Below are 16,343 nucleotides of genomic sequence, written 5' to 3'. Positions count from 1 at the left end.
TAAGTAAAAGTGAGGTGATGAGAGTGAAGAGGAATCAGAGCATGCCAGAAACGTTTATCGTCACAGAGCCCGAGCAAGCGGCGGCCCTTCTGCATCCAGTACGATCAGAAATCATAAGCTTGTTGAAGGAGCCGAAATCTGCGACAGAGCTATCAAAGAAAATGAATGATTCCGCTCAAAAGGTGAACTACCATCTTAAAGCTTTGGAAAAAGTTGGGCTTGTTGTTCGTGCGGGTACAAGGAATGTAAGAAATCTTGTAGAAGTTCTATATGTAAGTGCCGGCAGGTCGTTTTTATTATCAGATTCATTGGGGCTTTCTTCCGAAACAATCAAGAAGCTTCAAGATCAAACCGCTCTCGCTCACGTATTGTCACTCACAGAAAAAATAAAACGTGATGCCGTTTCTCTTATGGAGCAGGTGGTCGACGAAGAGATCCCCAGTGCTGTAATGGAGATGGAGCTATCGCTTTCAGGTGTTGAAACTCGAAATGCTTTCCTGCAAGACTATGCAGCCATGCTGACAGCTCTCATCCAAAAGCATCACAAACCCAATCAAGAAAATGCTAAAACGCATCATGTTTCAATGGCCATGTATCCAAAACCTGAAGGAGGCGGCACAACGTGAAGAAGGACAACAAAAACACGGTTACCCCCATTAAGCGAGATTCAGCAGCTGATGATGAGTCGAATGTACTTCCCATGAAAATAGAAGTACAGGTTGAAGGAGCAGAAAATCAGCAAGAGCCGGCTAAAATCATCTTCATCACATCAGGATTCGGAAAAATACATGTACCACACACATCTAACACAAGCCCGATGGCAATCGCGGCATAACAAGGAGGAAATGAAATGAACTTAATACCTATGGTTGTTGAATCGACAAACCGCGGAGAGCGGTCTTACGATATTTATTCAAGACTTTTGAAAGATCGGATCATCATGTTGGGAAGCGCGATTGATGATAACGTGGCAAACTCTATCGTTGCACAGCTTTTGTTCTTGGCTGCAGAGGATCCTGATAAAGATATTTCGATCTACATCAACTCTCCTGGCGGATCCGTTACTGCAGGCCTAGCGATCTATGACACGATGCAGTTCATCAAGCCAGATGTGTCCACAATCTGTATCGGTATGGCAGCTTCAATGGGGGCAGTCCTAATGGTAGCCGGAGCTAAAGGTAAAAGATATGCATTGCCTAACGCTGAAGTAATGATTCATCAGCCACTAGGCGGTACACAAGGTCAGGCGTCAGATATGGCGATTCATGCAAAACGCATCCTGCAGACGCGAGAATTGTTGAATAAGATCATCTCCGACCGTTCGGGGCAGCCGATTGAAAAAGTAGAAAAAGACACCGACCGTGATTATTTCATGTCAGCAGAAGAAGCATTAAAATATGGAATCATTGACAAGGTGATCGAGAAGGTTTAAGCGAGAAGATGTATAAATACAAGGATAGAAGCCAGCCCATTATTGACGGGCTGGCTTCTTGTTTTGTATTGGCATGGGGGTCATGGGGGGCAGTCCCCAAACAATTTATTTCCCACGTGCTTTTAAGGATTTCTACTAGGGTGTTTGCTCCATTTCACGTGTCGAAATTATGTATTTTAGTATTGGACACGTTGATTATGGTAATCTATTGTAAGTTACATAGATTGCAAGACAATTTACTAGTTAAGATCAAAGAAAGAAGGAATGCAGCATGGCAGCACCAACAGAAAAGACGCCAAGCTTAGCGTCTTCACAGCAGAAAACCATTTATTCAATCCTCTTTGCCATTAGTTTTGTCCATCTGTTAAACGATTCAATGCAGGCCGTAATCCCAGCCATTTTTCCTATTTTAGAGAAATCCATGAATCTGACGTTTACCCAGCTGGGCTGGATTGCTTTTACGCTTAATATCACTTCATCCATCATGCAGCCGGTAATAGGATGGTATACGGATCGTACGACATCACCTTATTTGCTTCCTTTTGGTATGATGGCTAGTTTGATAGGTATGCTTGGCATTGCATTTGCGGATTCGTTTTACTTAATCATTATATCCGTAATTGGTATTGGACTGGGGAGTGCCGTTTTCCATCCAGAAGGGTCGCGTGTTGCGTATATGGCAGCGGGCAACCGTCGAGGATTAGCTCAATCTATCTATCAGGTTGGTGGAAATTCGGGTAGCTCACTTGCACCCGTTATGACCGCACTTGTATTCGTTCCGCTCGGTCAGTTTGGGGCTGTGTGGTTTACATCACTGGCAGCTGTCGCAATTTTTGTTTTGTTTTATATATCAGGTTGGTATGCAAAGCAGCTTGTTCATTTTCCACGTGTTAAGAAGCAGACGGGGGAGAAAAAGACGATCGATAAAAAAGAAAGAATCAAGTCATCGGAGCGATGGCACTCCTCGTCTTTTTAGTGTTTGCACGTTCGTGGTATTTCTCAGGAATCGGTAACTATTATCAGTTTTATTTGATTGATGACTACGGCTTGTCGATTCGTCAGGCTCAAGTTTATTTATTCGTGTTTATGGCATCAGGCGTGCTTGGAACATTCTTTGGCGGACCGATCGCAGACCGATTAGGAAAACGGAACATGATCTTCTGGTCAATGGTCGGATCAGCACCACTCGCTCTTCTTTTGCCGCACGTAGGCTTATGGGCTGTGATTCCTTTGTTCTTCGTGATTGGCTTTATCTTAAACACGAGCTTTTCGGTTACGGTCGTATATGCGCAAGAACTCGTGCCGGGAAGGATCGGCATGGTCTCAGGGTTAATTGTAGGTCTCGCTTTTGGTATGGGTGCCCTCGGTTCTGTTGTTCTAGGTAAAATCGCGGATCTTACTAGTATTTCAAACACGATGCTCTTAATCAGCTTCTTGCCGTTGTTAGGGCTGTTGACGGTTATGCTCCCAACAGATAAGACGCTCGAGAAGTGGTCGAAAGAATAAAAAAGGGGGTCTGACCCCAAACAAATACAAATTCTCCAAATTTGTATTTGTCAGAAACACAAAAAATCCTTGTCTGCAAAAACAGACAAGGATTTTTTCTTTTACCGTTATTTAACCGCTATTTAACCGCCTATACCGGGCGCTAGCAAACATAAAAACTCCGTATGACACAAAGCCGAGAGAAACGATTGCGAGCAGCACAGGTCCAAACGGCTGTGCCGCGAGTTCAAGAAGCGCTCCGTCCAGCCCTCGTGTCTCTTCAGGGTCTGCCAGTACAGCGGTTCGCACAAGAAAGAACGCGATGATCAAAAATACGATTCCTCTTGCGGCCATTCCGAACGTTCCGATATAGCCGCTCCATCGCCATTCTTTTTTATTCATCTCATTTTTCTTCAAATCACGCTTAAAACGGTGTGAAAAGGCACGGTGCATAAATACGATTCCTATGATTCCGAACACGAGTCCACCAATAGCTATTAATAACTGTCCAAATGGCTGTGATAGCATTTGGGCAGATAGAGTTTGGTAGGTTTTATCTGAAGATTCAGCTCTGGCGCGAAATAAGATTCGTAATGAACTGATGCACATTGCGATATATACACCAGCAATAATTAAATAACTTAAGCGGCTAAACCATCTCTTCCAGCTATGATTGACACACTCAGGGTCGAAGACAGCTTTAACGACTTGCCAAAACGCATAAGCACTTAAGCCGATCGAAAGCACGATCAATAATACGGGTCCGAAAGGCTGCTGAGCAATCGTATAAAGAGCTCCATTTGAACTTGCTTCATTCGGATGCTTTCCAGTTGACATGATCAAAGCAAGAATACCAATGATCACATAAACGATTCCTTTGGAAAGATAACCGACACGGGCAAAACGGTGCACCCATGGCCGGCATGATTCAAAACGGCTCAATATTTTATCTTTTAACGTAATTTCCTTCACAAATGGCTGTTTCACGGTCGACACGTTTCTCCTTTCAGAGCAGATTGCTTCTCGACTCTGGTGGATTGTATAGCAGATAGATGCGGTAAAGGTTGCTAATGATCGTTTTTGTAACGGCATAAGCAGGAATAGCTAAAAGTAAACCGATAAATCCGAACGCTGCACCAGCCATGAGCACGACTAATATGATCGTAAGCGGATGGATACGAAGCTGTTTTCCCATAATTTGCGGTGATAAGATGTTACCCTCCACTTGTTGAACAACAAGTGTAACGATTGCTACTTTTATGGCCATGAACGGGTCTTGAATTAACCCGACCAGGAGGGCAGGGAACACACCGATAAAAGGTCCTAAAAAAGGGATCACGTTCGTTAGTACGGCAAAAAGAGCAAGAACCAGGGCGAACTTAAGTCCGATTAATAAGTAACCGGCATACATGAAAATTCCTACGAAAAAAGCCACTAACACTTGTCCCTTAATGTAAGATGAGAGCGTGGAATCTATATCCTTTAATATCGCTGCTACATCATGTTCCATATGATGAGGGACAAGTCTCAAAAAGTAGTTAAAGAACTTTTTATCATCAAGCAATAAATAAAACAGGATAAAGGGCACTACTAATAGCACGAGAGCGATATTTGTCAACGTCGTGACCAGTGCAATGACATCTTTTGAAACAGAACTTGTAAACTTCTCAAGGCGCTGTGTTGCTAACTTGGCGACTTGCGTACTGTCGATAAAAGATTTCTTCGAGCCTGTGATCATCGTGCCTGTTTTTTCTGTCGCTTCGCCAATCTTTTTAGGGAAATCATCTGTTATGTTCGTTAGCTGATCGGCAACAACGGGGACAGCAAGTGTTGCAATTCCTGAAATCGATAAAATCAATCCAAGAAGTACAGCCAAAATAGCAACAAATTTTGGTACCTTTTTCTTGATTAAATACCGAATCAGAGGTCTTAACAAATAATAAAGCAAGCTTGCAATAAATAATGGAAAGAAGACACTTGAAATGACGAGATAAAGGAAGTCAAGCAGGTAATCGATTTTTCCTAGTAAAAAAAGAATAGTGAGCAATAGTACGGATCCTGCGGCGTACTTGAAGAATGAGTGCTGATACCACATAAAAACGTGACCTCCATTTCTTAATAGTAGTCTTTTCCCTTTTTAAAAAACTGTAATCTTTTTTATGAATAAATAATTGACTTTTTTGCAAAGCGCTGATAGATTGTAAGTGTAAATGTAAACGTTTACGTAAAAAGAAAGCAGGTAGATGTTTTGAATCCGACAATTAAAGATGTGGCTAAACATGCAAACGTTTCAATTGCTACTGTTTCTCGGATTGTAAACGGGTTGCCAGGCTATTCGGAGGAAACGAAGAAAAAAGTGCAGCAATCTATTGAGGCACTGGGCTATCAGCCTAACGCGATAGCACGCGGACTTATAAACAAACGCACGCAAACGATCGGTGTTTTGTTTCCAGAGGTATCAGGAATGCTTTCCTCAGAAGTTCTTGAAGGTGTGGAAAACGCAGCGCATGACGGAGGGTTCAGCGTCATCGTGTGCAACACGACTTCAAGTGGAAAGCGGACCGTGAAATACCTTAGGTTGCTGCAGGAAAAAAGGGTAGATGGCATCATTTTCGCTTCAGAAGATGTGAAGGAAGAGTATTATAAAATCTTTCAAGAGATGCAGGTCCCTGTAGTACTTGTTTCAACTGCATCAACCAATTATGATTTGCCTTTTGTTCGGGTTAACGATTATGAAGGAGCTTATGAAGCAACTGAGTATTTAATCCAAAAAGGGCATACGCAGATTGGAATGATCGGTGGAAGTCATCACGACCCGATAGCAGGAGTTCCGAGAATGCAAGGATTTCAAGAAGCGCTACAAAAACATGGTCTGCCTTTTTCAGAGGATCATGTAACAACGAATGAAGGCTACCGTTTTCAAAACGGAAAAGAATCATTGCCGCTGCTTCTTAAAAACTTCCAAAAATGACCGCCTTGTTTGCAGCGAGTGATGAGATGGCAATCGGAGCTATGTCGGCAGCACATCAGTTGGGTATTAAAGTGCCGGAAGAATTATCGATTATCGGATATGATAATCTGAAGATTGCTGAGATGTGTTATCCAGCATTAACGACTGTATCCCAGCCGTTAAAAGACATGGGGCAGACAGCAGGAGAAATACTAGTCAATTTGATTAAAGGTGAACAAAAAGAAGCAGAAAGCCGTTATATGCCTTTTTCCATAATCGAAAGGCAATCCGTCAGTGATTTACGTGACAAATAAAAAACGGATCACACAAAAGCTTCATTTTTATTTGAGAAATACGTAAACGTTTACGTAAAACGCTTACACATATATGGGAGGAAATCATAAATGGTTAGAGTAACAGTTTGGAATGAGAATCGTCATGAGCAAAAAAATCCGGTAGTAAAAGAAATTTATCCAAAAGGAATTCACGGTGCGATACAAGAGTTCTTAGAAAACGCAGGACATGATGTAAATACAGCTACTCTTGATGAGGCAGATCACGGCTTGACAGAAGAAGTATTAAACAACACAGATGTTCTTGTTTGGTGGGGACACTTAGCGCACGACGAAGTGGAAGATGAAATCGTAAATAAAGTGTATCAGCGTGTATTAGACGGAATGGGCTTGCTCGTATTGCATTCTGGCCACTTCTCTAAAATCTTTAAAAAGCTGATGGGTACATCATGTGATCTTAAATGGCGTGAAGCTGATGAAAAAGAACGCATCTGGATCGTGAACCCGAGCCACCCGGTAGCAAACGGACTTGGTGAATACATCGAACTTGAAAAAGAAGAAATGTATGGCGAGCACTTTGATATTCCAGCTCCAGATGATCTTGTGTTCGTCAGCTGGTTTGAAGGTGGGGAAGTGTTCCGATCTGGAGCAGCTTACAACCGTGGAAAAGGGAAGGTGTTCTATTTCCGTCCAGGACACGAAACGTATCCAACGTATTACAACGAAGACGTACAAAAAGTGATTACGAATGCCGTTTCTTTCTTGGCTCCGTCTGGCAGTCAAGCTCCAAAGTACGGGAACGCAAAACCGCTTGAAGCGATTGGAGCTAAATAAAAAATTTTGGTATAGAGACAGGGATGCCTTGAGAGTGGTTAATTTCCGCTCCAGGTGCTCGCTTTCCGCGGGGCAGGCGGTGAGCCACATTCGTACGTTTCACGTATAAGTGTCTCACCTGCCAGCCTGTCCTAGCCTAGAGTCTCGCACCTTGCACTACAATTAACAAGCAATGGAGCAGTCTTAGAAATTCTTTAGTAGTAATCAAATAGCAACCTCTTAGTAAAGAGCAAAATAAAAAACGATTCATTTCAAGGAGGAACTAAACATGACAGTTAAAGTTGGAATTATCGGATGCGGTAGTATTGCACAGCACCGCCACTTGCCAGAATATGCAGCAAACCAAGATGTAGAGATCGTTGCGGTTTGTGACATCGTTAAAGAACGTGCTGAATCAACACAAGCGGTATATGGAGGAAAGATTTTTACGGATTACAACGAACTGCTTGCTCTTGAAGAAGTAGAGGCTGTGAGTGTTTGTACGCCAAACTATCTGCACGCACCGATTTCAATCGCGGCTCTAAATGCAGGGAAACACGTTTTATGTGAAAAACCGATGGCAACATCTCTACAAGAAGCAGAAGAGATGATAGCAGCAGCTGAGAAAAGCGGCAAAACGCTAATGATTGGGCATAACCAGCGTTTCGTTCCAGCTCATCAAAAAGCACGTGAAATCATCGCGTCAGGTGAGCTAGGCAAAGTTTATAGCTTCCGTACAGCTTTTGGACACCCAGGACCTGAAGGCTGGAGTGTTGACGGTGCGAGCAGCTGGTTCTTCAAAAAGGATGAAGCGTTTATCGGCGCGATGGGTGACCTTGGCGTTCATAAGACTGACTTGATCCGTTACATTTTAGGTGAAGAGATTGCAGAAGTGGGTGCTTTTGTAGAAACGAGCGCAAAAGAGTTTGCATCTGTTGATGATACAGCGGTTTGTGTGCTGAAAACAGAGAGCGGCATCATCGGAACATTAGCAGCAAGCTGGTCTTATACAGCTAAAGAAGACAACTCTACAATTATTTATGGTGAAAAAGGAATTCTTCGTTTAGAAGATGATCCACAATATTCACTTGTTGCTCAATATACGAACGGATCGATCGTACGCTATGAACTTGGTGCGATCCAAACGAACGAAAACCAGTCGAATTCACATGTGGTTGACCACTTTATTGAAGCGGTTGAAACTGGAAACTCACCGCTTATTACGGGAGAAGAAGGCAAGCGTTCACTAGCTGTCATTCTGGCTGCATTAGAATCGAACGAAAAGAAAACGATTGAAAAAGTTAAAACAGGAGTTCACGCATGAAACTAAGAGTTGGGATCATCGGGGCTGGGGGCATTGCACAGGGCCGCCATATCCCCGCTTTTCAAAAATTAAGTGATACAGCGGAAGTAACAGCCATTAGTGATGTAAACGTAGATGTAGCAAAAATGGCCGCGGAAAAATTTCACGTACCGAATTATTTTACAAGCTATACAGAAATGTGGCCGCATGTAGATGCAGTTGTTATTTGTACGCCAAACAAGTTTCATAAAGAGATTACAGTTGCTGCACTAGATGCAGGAAAACATGTTCTTTGTGAAAAACCAATGGCGATGACTGTTGAAGAATGCGCTGAGATGGTAGAAGCGGAAATGCGCTCTGGTAAAGTGCTTTCAATTGCTTACCACTACCGCTATATGAAGGAATCTCAAGCGGCAAAGCGTGTGATGGAAGCGGGCGAAGTGGGTAATCCGCTTGTCGTACGTGTACAAGCACTGAGAAGACGCAAAGTGCCTGGCTGGGGAGTGTTCACGAACAAAGAGCTGCAAGGTGGCGGAAGTTTAATAGATTATGGATGTCATTTGCTAGATTTGACACTTTGGCTGTTGGATAACCCGACAGTAAATGAAGTTACAGGCCAAACGTATAACACGGTTAGCCGAGAAGCAGAACAAGTAAATCAATGGGGTTCATTTGATGCAGACACGTTTGAAGTAGACGATCACGTGACGGCTTACATTCGTTTAGCAAACGGTGGAACGATTCTTTTTGAAACATCATGGGCTGCAAACATTCCGGATGATGCGGAATTGCTTCGTATTTCAGGAGACAAAGGCGGACTTGATGTATTCCCATTTGCGGTGAATAAAGCAGGTAATGGAATGATGACAACAACAAAAGCAGACTGGATCCTAGGCGAAGATGACCCAGGTTTGCCTCAAGCTCAAAACTTTGTGGATAGCTGTTTAGGCAAAGCAGAGCCTCTTGTGAAGGCTGAAGAAGCGATGAACACATCTCGTGTGATCGAGGCGATCTATGCAAGCAGCTTGATGGGTAAGGGTGTTCAGCTGCAGAATGAAAAAGGAGTGAAGTAGCATGAAACTAGGTGTATTTACAGTTCTCTTTGCACAAAAATCATTTACAGAAATGCTCGACTATGTAAAGGAAGCTGGCGTTCAAGCGGTCGAGATCGGCACAGGAAACTATCCTGGAAACGCACACTGTCCGCTTGATGAACTGCTTGAAAGTGAAGAGAAGCGTGCAGAATATCTTCATGAAGTAGAGAAGCGCGGATTGACGATTTCAGCGTTCAGCTGTCATGGGAATCCTTTATCTCCCGATGAAGCTTTTGCTAAAGAATCACACGATACGTTTGTAAAAACAGTAGAACTTGCTGGGTTGATGAATGTACCAGTTGTGAACTGTTTTTCCGGTGTTCCAGGGGATTCAGAAAACGCTAAGTATCCGAACTGGCCGGTATCGCCTTGGCCGAACGAGTACAGTGATGTGTTGAAGTGGCAATGGGAAGAAAAGCTAATTCCTTATTGGCGTACTTGGGGTCAATTTGCTAAAGAGCATAGCGTGAAGATCGGTTTAGAACTTCACGGCGGTTTCTTAGTACACACTCCTTATACTTTGTTGAAACTTCGTGAAGAGACATGTGATGCAATTGGTGCAAACCTGGATCCATCACACCTTTGGTGGCAAGGAATCGATCCAGTAGCTGCAATCAAGATTCTTGGAAAAGCTGGAGCAATCCATCACTTCCACGCAAAAGACACGTATTTAGATCAAGATAACATCAACATGTACGGCTTAACAGACATGCAGCCATACGGCGCAGTTCAAAACCGTGCATGGAGCTTCCGGTCAGTTGGATGCGGCCACTCCGTTCAAGACTGGTCGGACATGATGAGTGCGCTTCGTACGTATGGATACGACTATGTTGTTAGCATCGAGCATGAAGATCCGATCATGTCGATTGAAGAAGGATTCACGCGTGCGGTGAAGAACCTGCAGTCAATCCTCATCGCAGAACAGCCAGCCGAAATGTGGTGGGTGTAGTAAAAAGTAGGGGTTCTGACTCCCAAACAAATACAAATCACATTGATTTGTATTTGTGGGTGCACACCCCTTTGATTTAAGAAAAGCCAGAAATCTGAACATCAGATTTCTGGCTTTTTTCTTACAAACTGTTAAATAAAACAAACAAAAAACATACTTGAAAAACCATTACTATCGAAATCTAAATCTTTCTTACCCGCATTGTATCTCGAATCACCGGCCAGTTTTGTGGAAATGGTATGCCGAGTACCCAGAAACTCACACCGCGCAGATTATAATCAATAGCTGTTTGATACTTGGCCTGCATGCTTCTTGCGTCTTCAAACCATACCTCATGCTCTTTCCCCTGATTGTCGCGGTATTTAAACCAAGGGAAGCATCACCTTCATCGAACTGAATGGAGACATTCATCTTTGCTGCTAGATTAACAGCCGCAACAGGACTTAACGTTTTGGCTTGCGTTCCTTGAACAAAAGGAAGTGTCCAGTCACGTCCGTACGTTGGGACGCCCATCATGATTTTTTCGCGAGGAATTACGCTAACTGTATAATCCAATACTTTTTTACTTCATCAAGTGGTGCGATCGCCATCGCGCGGCCGCCTGACCAGCCCCACTCATACGTCATGACAACTACAAAATCTACAATCTCACCATGTGCTTTATAATCATGAGCTTCATACAATAACCCAGGCTGATCTTCTTTGTATTTGGGTGCCAAGGCAGAAGACACCGAATAACCTAATGGTTTATATTTTGCGACGGCGCGGCGTAAAAAGGTATTATAGTCTTCTTTATTCTCTGGATAAACATATTCAAAATCAAAGTTAACACCGCGAAACCCCTTTGCACGCATCGTGTTCAATATGTTGTTAAGTACGGTTTCCTGAAGTGAATCGCTGTCTAAAATGGTTTTAATCAAATCGGAGTTAAACATATCTCCTTCTATATTGGAAACTCCCATAAGAGGAGCAACTCGGTTGACTATTGCTGCAGCGATTATTCCTTCATCCTGCAGAGACGTTAATTCCCCTGTACGGGTTACAGAATAGCTGAATGGCGTGATGTAGGTTAAGTATGAACCTACATTTCTAACTTCTGTCTGATTGGCCTCTCCCATGTTCGTAACATAGGAGTTTACTTCTTTACCGGCCTCTTGTATGGTATGGAAAGTCTTGTACCTACGTAAACAAGGTTAGGGTTTCCGATTCGATTTTCTTTTTGCAGATCAGCAACCGATGTTCCATATCGATTGGCAATCATAAAAAGAGACTCCCCTTGTTTGATAACATGGATCGGAATATCTATCACTTGACCTTCATAAATAACGGAAGCAAGAGGGATGTTGTTCCAACCTATTAAACTTTCAACAGTTGTTCCGTAGCGGCTAGCTATTTCAAAGAGAGTATCACCTGCCTGAATTCTATAAGTAGGAAAGTCGTTGGGGATAACGAGTGCCTGGCCAACGACCAGCACATTTTGATTTTCTATAGCATTTGTTCTTACTATTGATGTTATTGAAACACCATAGCGCTGAGAAATTTTCCAAAGAGAATCACCTCGTTGAACCACATGAATATCCATAAAATCCGCCTCCTTATGCTCTGTAACTAATGTATTTAATCTAGAAGCGAAATATGAGAAACAGGAAGGGGGACAGACCCGGGTCTGTCCCCCTTCTACATCAACGTTATACAGTGGAAAAGCGAAAGTGGGATGCATATGAATAATTTAAAATTATATTTGACAGTTCATGCCAATATCACATATAATTTCAAAAAAACATATCAACAGTGAAACATGGAAGAGGATTAGTACATTGATCTTGTCTTTTATAGAGAGGGAACTTCATGGTGAAAGGTTCCTACTGACAACCAATCGAACCTGCCTCTGAGTTCTGTATCTGAAACGAGTAGAAGATATCAGCGGTTCAATACCGTTATCATGAAAGAGTGTAAAGCTATGCTTTGAATTAAGGTGGTACCGCCAATTTTTGGTCCCTAATGATGAGCATGGCTTTTTTTATTTTCTAATAGTGAGGAGTACAAACAATGGCAAAGGATTTTGTAAAAGACGTAACAAGCATGGAAGATGATTTTGCGCAGTGGTATACAGATGTTGTAACAAAAGCTGAACTTATCGATTATTCAAGTGTTCGCGGGTCCATGATTCTAAGACCTTACGGCTATGCGATTTGGGAAAACATTCAAAAGGAGCTCGACAACCAAATCAAGCAAACAGGTCATGAAAATGTATACATGCCTCTCTTCATTCCAGAAAGCCTTCTGCAAAAAGAGAAAGACCACATTGAAGGTTTTGCACCTGAAGTCGCGTGGGTTACGCATGGCGGTGAAGAAAAGCTGACAGAACGTCTATGTGTCCGTCCAACATCAGAAGTGCTTTTTGCTGAGCATTTTAAAAACATTATCCATTCATATCGCGATATGCCAAAGCTATACAACCAGTGGTCAAACGTTGTGAGATGGGAAAAGACAACAAGACCTTTCCTTCGAACACTCGAATTTCTCTGGCAGGAAGGTCATACGTGCCATGAAACAGATGAAGAGGCGCATGAAGAAACGGTTCGCATGCTTAACGTATACGCCGAACTATGCGAAGAATATCTCGCCATTCCGGTCATCAAAGGACAGAAGACAGAGAAGGAAAAGTTTGCTGGCGCGAAATACACGTATACCATTGAAAGTCTTATGCATGACGGAAAAGCGTTGCAGTCTGGAACTTCACATCACTTGGGAGACGGTTTTGCAAAAGCGTTCGGCATTGAATTTACGAACAGAGAAGGCAAACTCCAAACCGTTCAGCAAACCTCATGGGGCTTTACGACTCGAATTATCGGGGCGATGATCATGGTACATGGAGACGACAGAGGACTGGTCGTGCCTCCAAAGATTGCACCAACTCAGCTTATGATTGTTCCAATCGCTCAGCATAAAGAAGGTGTCCTTGATTTTGCATACGACCTAAAAGAAAAGCTTTCTAAAACAATCCGAACAGGAATTGATGCTAGTGATAAGAAACCAGGCTGGAAATTTAACGAGTATGAGATGAAAGGGATTCCTCTCCGTTTAGAAGTCGGACCACGTGATATTGTACAGCAGCAGGTTATCTTAGTTCGCCGTGATACAGGAGAAAAACAAACAGTATCTCTGCAAGATCTAGAAACTCAAGTTCAGCAGATTCTTACGGATATCCAAAACAACTTGTTTGAAAAAGCAAAAACACATAGAGAAAACCAAACAACAACGGTGACATCATTTGATGACTTTAAAAATAGCCTTGCGAACAAAGGTGGCTTTATAAAAGCGATGTGGTGCGGAGATGAAGCATGTGAAAACTTCATTAAAGACGAAACAGGTGCAACGTCGAGATGTATGCCATTTGAACAAGAAAAGGTCTCGGAAAAGTGTGTGTGCTGCGAGCAAGAAGGCAAGCACCTCGTCTATTGGGCTAAAGCGTATTAAGTAAAAGCAAGGGGACAGACCCGGGTCTGTCCCCTTCCCTTACTTTTTTTCGTTAAACTCTATGAAAAATATTTTTTCAGTATAAAATAGATAAAGTGGCTATGAATCTATTTAAGGAGAGAATGTTTTATGAAAAATACGTGGAAAGCATACCGCTCGCCTATTATTTTACTTTTGGCTATTATTGCCGGAAGTGTCGTTGGCTCAACAATGGGCAAGGATGCAGCGGTGCTTAAGCCGTTTGGGGACTTATTTCTAAACGTGATGTTCATGATTGTTGTTCCACTCGTTTTCTTTTCCATTTCATCGAGTGTTGCAAACATGGCTGGAGCAAAACGATTTGGTAAAATTATTAGCTCTATGCTGATTGTCTTTTTGTTTACAGGTACGGTTGCGGCAATCATCAGTATGGCAGGCATTAAGGTTTTTCCGCCATCAGAAGGAGTTAAAATCGACCTTGTAAAACCTGATGCAGCAAGCGAACAAGTGTCAATCGGTGATCAACTTGTCAGCACGGTAACGGTTCCGGATTTTGTTGATCTTTTAAGCCGTGCAAATATGTTAGCACTTATTCTTTTTTCTGTTTTACTAGGTCTTGCGACGTCAAAAGTCGGAGAAAAAGCAAAACCACTCGCAAACTTCTTATCAGCGGGAAGCGAAGTTACTCTGCAAATGGTGAAGTACGTGATGTACTATGCACCCATTGGGTTAGGTGCTTATTTCGCAGCACTAGTTGGAGAGTTCGGTCCAACGCTACTTGGCTCTTATTTTAAAGCGGTATTGTTTTACTATCCGTTCTCCATTCTGTATTTCTTTGGTTTCTTTACGCTTTATGCGTTTATGGCACATGGGAAGCTTGGTATTCGTACGTTCTGGAAAAACATGCTTTCGCCATCTGTTACAAGTCTTGCAACATGTAGTTCAGCGGCAAGCATTCCTGTTAACTTAGAAGCAACGAAGAAGATGGGAGTGCCTGATGACATCAGCGAAACAACGATTCCGCTTGGTGCAACACTTCACAAAGATGGTTCGGTTATCGGAGGAGTTCTAAAGATTACATTCCTTTTTGGGATTTTCGGCATGGATTTCTCAGGCATCAACACGTATCTGCTTGTTGGCGGTGTTGCCCTTTTAGTTGGAATGGTTATGGGAGCCATTCCTCAAGGCGGTTTAATCGCAGAAATGCTGATTTTGTCTTTATTCGGTTTTCCTCCTGAAGCTCTTCCGATCATTGCAGCGATTTCCGCTATTATTGACCCGCCAGCCACATTGCTGAACGCAACAGGGGATAATGTAGCAAGTATGATGACTGCACGTCTAGTTGAAGGAAAGAACTGGCTTCTGAAAAAGACAGCTCCATTAACTCAGCAAAAAGGTGCATAAGTTCAAAAACTCTCTTACTCAAAACCGAGTTAGAGAGTTTTTTTGATGATCAATACTAGTTACAAATATAAAACGATAGTTAATACTGAAACATCTTCTGATGCTTTACGTATAACATAAAAAAAGCCTGGGATAAGCCCAGGCTTTGCTAATTAAAAGAATAAATTTAAAACAAAATAAGATAAAGCAGCTAATGCAGCAGAGATCGGTAATGTAATACACCACGTGATTAACATTGTCTTTGCCGTACCCCATTTAACGCCTTTTAAGCGGTGGGATGCACCAACACCTAGAATAGATGATGTAATTACGTGTGTTGTACTAACAGGAATCCCTAATACGGACGCACCAAGAATTACTGAAGCACCGGTTAAATCGGCAGAAACACCGTTAACAGGACGAATCTTCATAATCTTTCCGCCTACTGTTTTAATGATTTTCCAACCACCTACGGATGTTCCAAGACCCATTGCAAGCGCACAGGAAACTTGTACCCATAATTGAATGTCTGTACTGTCTGTGTAGCCGTTGGCGATCAACGCCATTGTAATGATTCCCATCGCTTTTTGCGCATCGTTCGTTCCATGTGAATAGGCTTGGAAAGCGGCTGTAACAACTTGAACTTTACGGAAACCGTTGTTTGTTTTGGTTAAGTTACTATTTTTGAACAACACCTTAATAATGTTATAAAAAATAAATCCAACTGCAAATGCTAAAATCGGTGAAAGCAGTAAACCGTAGATGATTTTAAGAAATCCGGAATAGTGCAAAGCTCCAAATCCTGCAGATGCAATCGCAGCACCAGCGATTGATCCGATAATTGCATGTGATGATGAACTTGGAATACCGTAGTACCACGTAATCAAGTTCCAAGCAATTGCTGCAATAAGAGCGGCTAGTATAACCACTGACCCATTTTGAAGTGTAAAAGGATCCACGATATCTTTTGTAATTGTTTTGGCAACACCAGTAAACGTCATGGCTCCGACAAAGTTCATGACAGCAGCCAAAATGATGGCTCTTCTAGGTGTTAATGCTTTTGTTGAAACGGATGTAGCAATCGCATTCGCTGTATCATGAAATCCATTAATAAAATCAAATGCAAGCGCACCAATAACAACAAGAATGGTAATGAGTAATACTGTATCCATACCAGCCACC

Annotated in this window: 18 protein-coding genes, 1 pseudogene and 1 other annotated feature; of the genes and pseudogenes, 12 read left to right on the top strand and 7 right to left on the bottom strand. The window is 42.5% G+C overall.

Going from position 1 to position 16,343, the window contains the following annotated elements; translation table 11 throughout:
- Positions 1-41 precede the first annotated feature (41 nt).
- The 4 genes and pseudogenes from ACEWFH_RS15430 (at position 42) to ACEWFH_RS15415 (ending at position 2,938) form a co-directional block, all read left to right on the top strand.
- Positions 42-626: a winged helix-turn-helix domain-containing protein gene (locus tag ACEWFH_RS15430; RefSeq protein ID WP_473724692.1), complete on the top strand. Its 585-nt coding sequence runs from the start codon at positions 42-44 to the stop codon at positions 624-626.
- The gene (locus ACEWFH_RS15425; protein ID WP_473724691.1) at positions 623-835 is read left to right on the top strand and encodes a hypothetical protein; all 213 of its coding nucleotides are present in this window, start codon (positions 623-625) and stop codon (positions 833-835) included. Before ACEWFH_RS15430 ends, ACEWFH_RS15425 begins: the two co-directional genes overlap by 4 nt.
- 15 nt (positions 836-850) lie before the next feature.
- Positions 851-1,432, top strand: coding sequence for an ATP-dependent Clp endopeptidase proteolytic subunit ClpP (gene clpP / locus ACEWFH_RS15420; RefSeq protein ID WP_394603179.1), 582 nt, complete (start codon positions 851-853; stop codon positions 1,430-1,432).
- A 271-nt stretch (positions 1,433-1,703) separates the two neighbouring features.
- Positions 1,704-2,938 (top strand): annotated as a pseudogene (locus tag ACEWFH_RS15415) (MFS transporter).
- A 111-nt stretch (positions 2,939-3,049) separates the two neighbouring features.
- Here the strand turns inward: ACEWFH_RS15415 and ACEWFH_RS15410 are convergent.
- The gene (locus ACEWFH_RS15410; RefSeq protein ID WP_473724690.1) at positions 3,050-3,904 is read right to left on the bottom strand and encodes a DUF1206 domain-containing protein; all 855 of its coding nucleotides are present in this window, start codon (positions 3,902-3,904) and stop codon (positions 3,050-3,052) included.
- Positions 3,905-3,923: 19 nt separating this feature from the next.
- Positions 3,924-5,012, bottom strand: coding sequence for an AI-2E family transporter (locus ACEWFH_RS15405; RefSeq protein WP_473724689.1), 1,089 nt, complete (start codon positions 5,010-5,012; stop codon positions 3,924-3,926).
- Positions 5,013-5,165: 153 nt separating this feature from the next.
- Between ACEWFH_RS15405 and ACEWFH_RS15400 the strand changes: the two genes are divergently transcribed.
- The 3 genes from ACEWFH_RS15400 to ACEWFH_RS15390 all read left to right on the top strand — a co-directional run bounded on the left by ACEWFH_RS15400 (position 5,166) and on the right by ACEWFH_RS15390 (position 6,994).
- Positions 5,166-5,888: a LacI family DNA-binding transcriptional regulator gene (locus ACEWFH_RS15400; RefSeq protein ID WP_473724688.1), complete on the top strand. Its 723-nt coding sequence runs from the start codon at positions 5,166-5,168 to the stop codon at positions 5,886-5,888.
- A 26-nt stretch (positions 5,889-5,914) separates the two neighbouring features.
- Entirely contained in the window at positions 5,915-6,181 is a 267-nt protein-coding gene (locus ACEWFH_RS15395) for a substrate-binding domain-containing protein (protein WP_473724687.1), read from the top strand.
- A 90-nt stretch (positions 6,182-6,271) separates the two neighbouring features.
- Positions 6,272-6,994, top strand: coding sequence for a ThuA domain-containing protein (locus ACEWFH_RS15390; protein WP_473724686.1), 723 nt, complete (start codon positions 6,272-6,274; stop codon positions 6,992-6,994).
- Here ACEWFH_RS15390 and ACEWFH_RS15385 read toward each other — a convergent pair.
- The gene (locus ACEWFH_RS15385; RefSeq protein WP_473724685.1) at positions 6,987-7,112 is read right to left on the bottom strand and encodes a hypothetical protein; all 126 of its coding nucleotides are present in this window, start codon (positions 7,110-7,112) and stop codon (positions 6,987-6,989) included. The two genes, ACEWFH_RS15390 and ACEWFH_RS15385, sit on opposite strands and share 8 nt — an antisense overlap.
- Positions 7,113-7,262: 150 nt before the next feature.
- Between ACEWFH_RS15385 and ACEWFH_RS15380 the strand changes: the two genes are divergently transcribed.
- The 3 genes from ACEWFH_RS15380 to ACEWFH_RS15370 are packed head-to-tail and all read left to right on the top strand — an operon-like array spanning position 7,263 to position 10,319.
- A complete protein-coding gene (locus ACEWFH_RS15380; protein WP_473724684.1) occupies positions 7,263-8,297 on the top strand; it encodes a Gfo/Idh/MocA family protein in 1,035 nt (344 codons plus the stop codon).
- Entirely contained in the window at positions 8,294-9,349 is a 1,056-nt protein-coding gene (locus ACEWFH_RS15375) for a Gfo/Idh/MocA family protein (protein ID WP_473724683.1), read from the top strand. The genes ACEWFH_RS15380 and ACEWFH_RS15375 overlap by 4 nt, the downstream gene beginning before the upstream one ends.
- Before the next feature lies 1 nt (position 9,350).
- Positions 9,351-10,319, top strand: a complete 969-nt coding sequence (locus tag ACEWFH_RS15370; RefSeq protein ID WP_473724682.1) for a sugar phosphate isomerase/epimerase family protein — start codon at positions 9,351-9,353, stop codon at positions 10,317-10,319.
- 258 nt (positions 10,320-10,577) lie between these two features.
- Here ACEWFH_RS15370 and ACEWFH_RS15365 read toward each other — a convergent pair whose 3' ends face one another.
- The 3 genes from ACEWFH_RS15365 to ACEWFH_RS15355 are packed head-to-tail and all read right to left on the bottom strand — an operon-like array spanning position 10,578 to position 11,901.
- Positions 10,578-10,874, bottom strand: coding sequence for a hypothetical protein (locus ACEWFH_RS15365; protein ID WP_473724681.1), 297 nt, complete (start codon positions 10,872-10,874; stop codon positions 10,578-10,580).
- Positions 10,853-11,437 (bottom strand): glycosyl hydrolase family 18 protein, encoded by a 585-nt coding sequence (locus ACEWFH_RS15360; RefSeq protein ID WP_473724680.1) that lies wholly within the window; start codon positions 11,435-11,437, stop codon positions 10,853-10,855. Before ACEWFH_RS15360 ends, ACEWFH_RS15365 begins: the two co-directional genes overlap by 22 nt.
- Before the next feature lie 17 nt (positions 11,438-11,454).
- Positions 11,455-11,901: a LysM peptidoglycan-binding domain-containing protein gene (locus tag ACEWFH_RS15355; RefSeq protein WP_473724679.1), complete on the bottom strand. Its 447-nt coding sequence runs from the start codon at positions 11,899-11,901 to the stop codon at positions 11,455-11,457.
- 208 nt (positions 11,902-12,109) lie between these two features.
- Positions 12,110-12,322 (top strand) — a binding site (T-box leader).
- Between the two features lie 46 nt (positions 12,323-12,368).
- Here ACEWFH_RS15355 and proS point away from each other — a divergent pair.
- Together proS and ACEWFH_RS15345 are read left to right on the top strand one after the other, a co-directional pair.
- Positions 12,369-13,799, top strand: coding sequence for a proline--tRNA ligase (gene proS / locus ACEWFH_RS15350; RefSeq protein WP_473724678.1), 1,431 nt, complete (start codon positions 12,369-12,371; stop codon positions 13,797-13,799).
- 129 nt (positions 13,800-13,928) lie between these two features.
- The gene (locus ACEWFH_RS15345) at positions 13,929-15,182 is read left to right on the top strand and encodes a dicarboxylate/amino acid:cation symporter (RefSeq protein WP_473724677.1); all 1,254 of its coding nucleotides are present in this window, start codon (positions 13,929-13,931) and stop codon (positions 15,180-15,182) included.
- A 152-nt stretch (positions 15,183-15,334) separates the two neighbouring features.
- Here ACEWFH_RS15345 and ACEWFH_RS15340 read toward each other — a convergent pair whose 3' ends face one another.
- Positions 15,335-16,333, bottom strand: a complete 999-nt coding sequence (locus ACEWFH_RS15340) for an anion permease (protein WP_473724676.1) — start codon at positions 16,331-16,333, stop codon at positions 15,335-15,337.
- Positions 16,334-16,343: the final 10 nt, after the last annotated feature.

Source organism: Fictibacillus sp. EA-CB0309, assembly GCF_055814265.1.
Note: the sequence above shows the minus strand (reverse complement) of the source record. Positions and strands in the feature narration are given on the sequence as shown.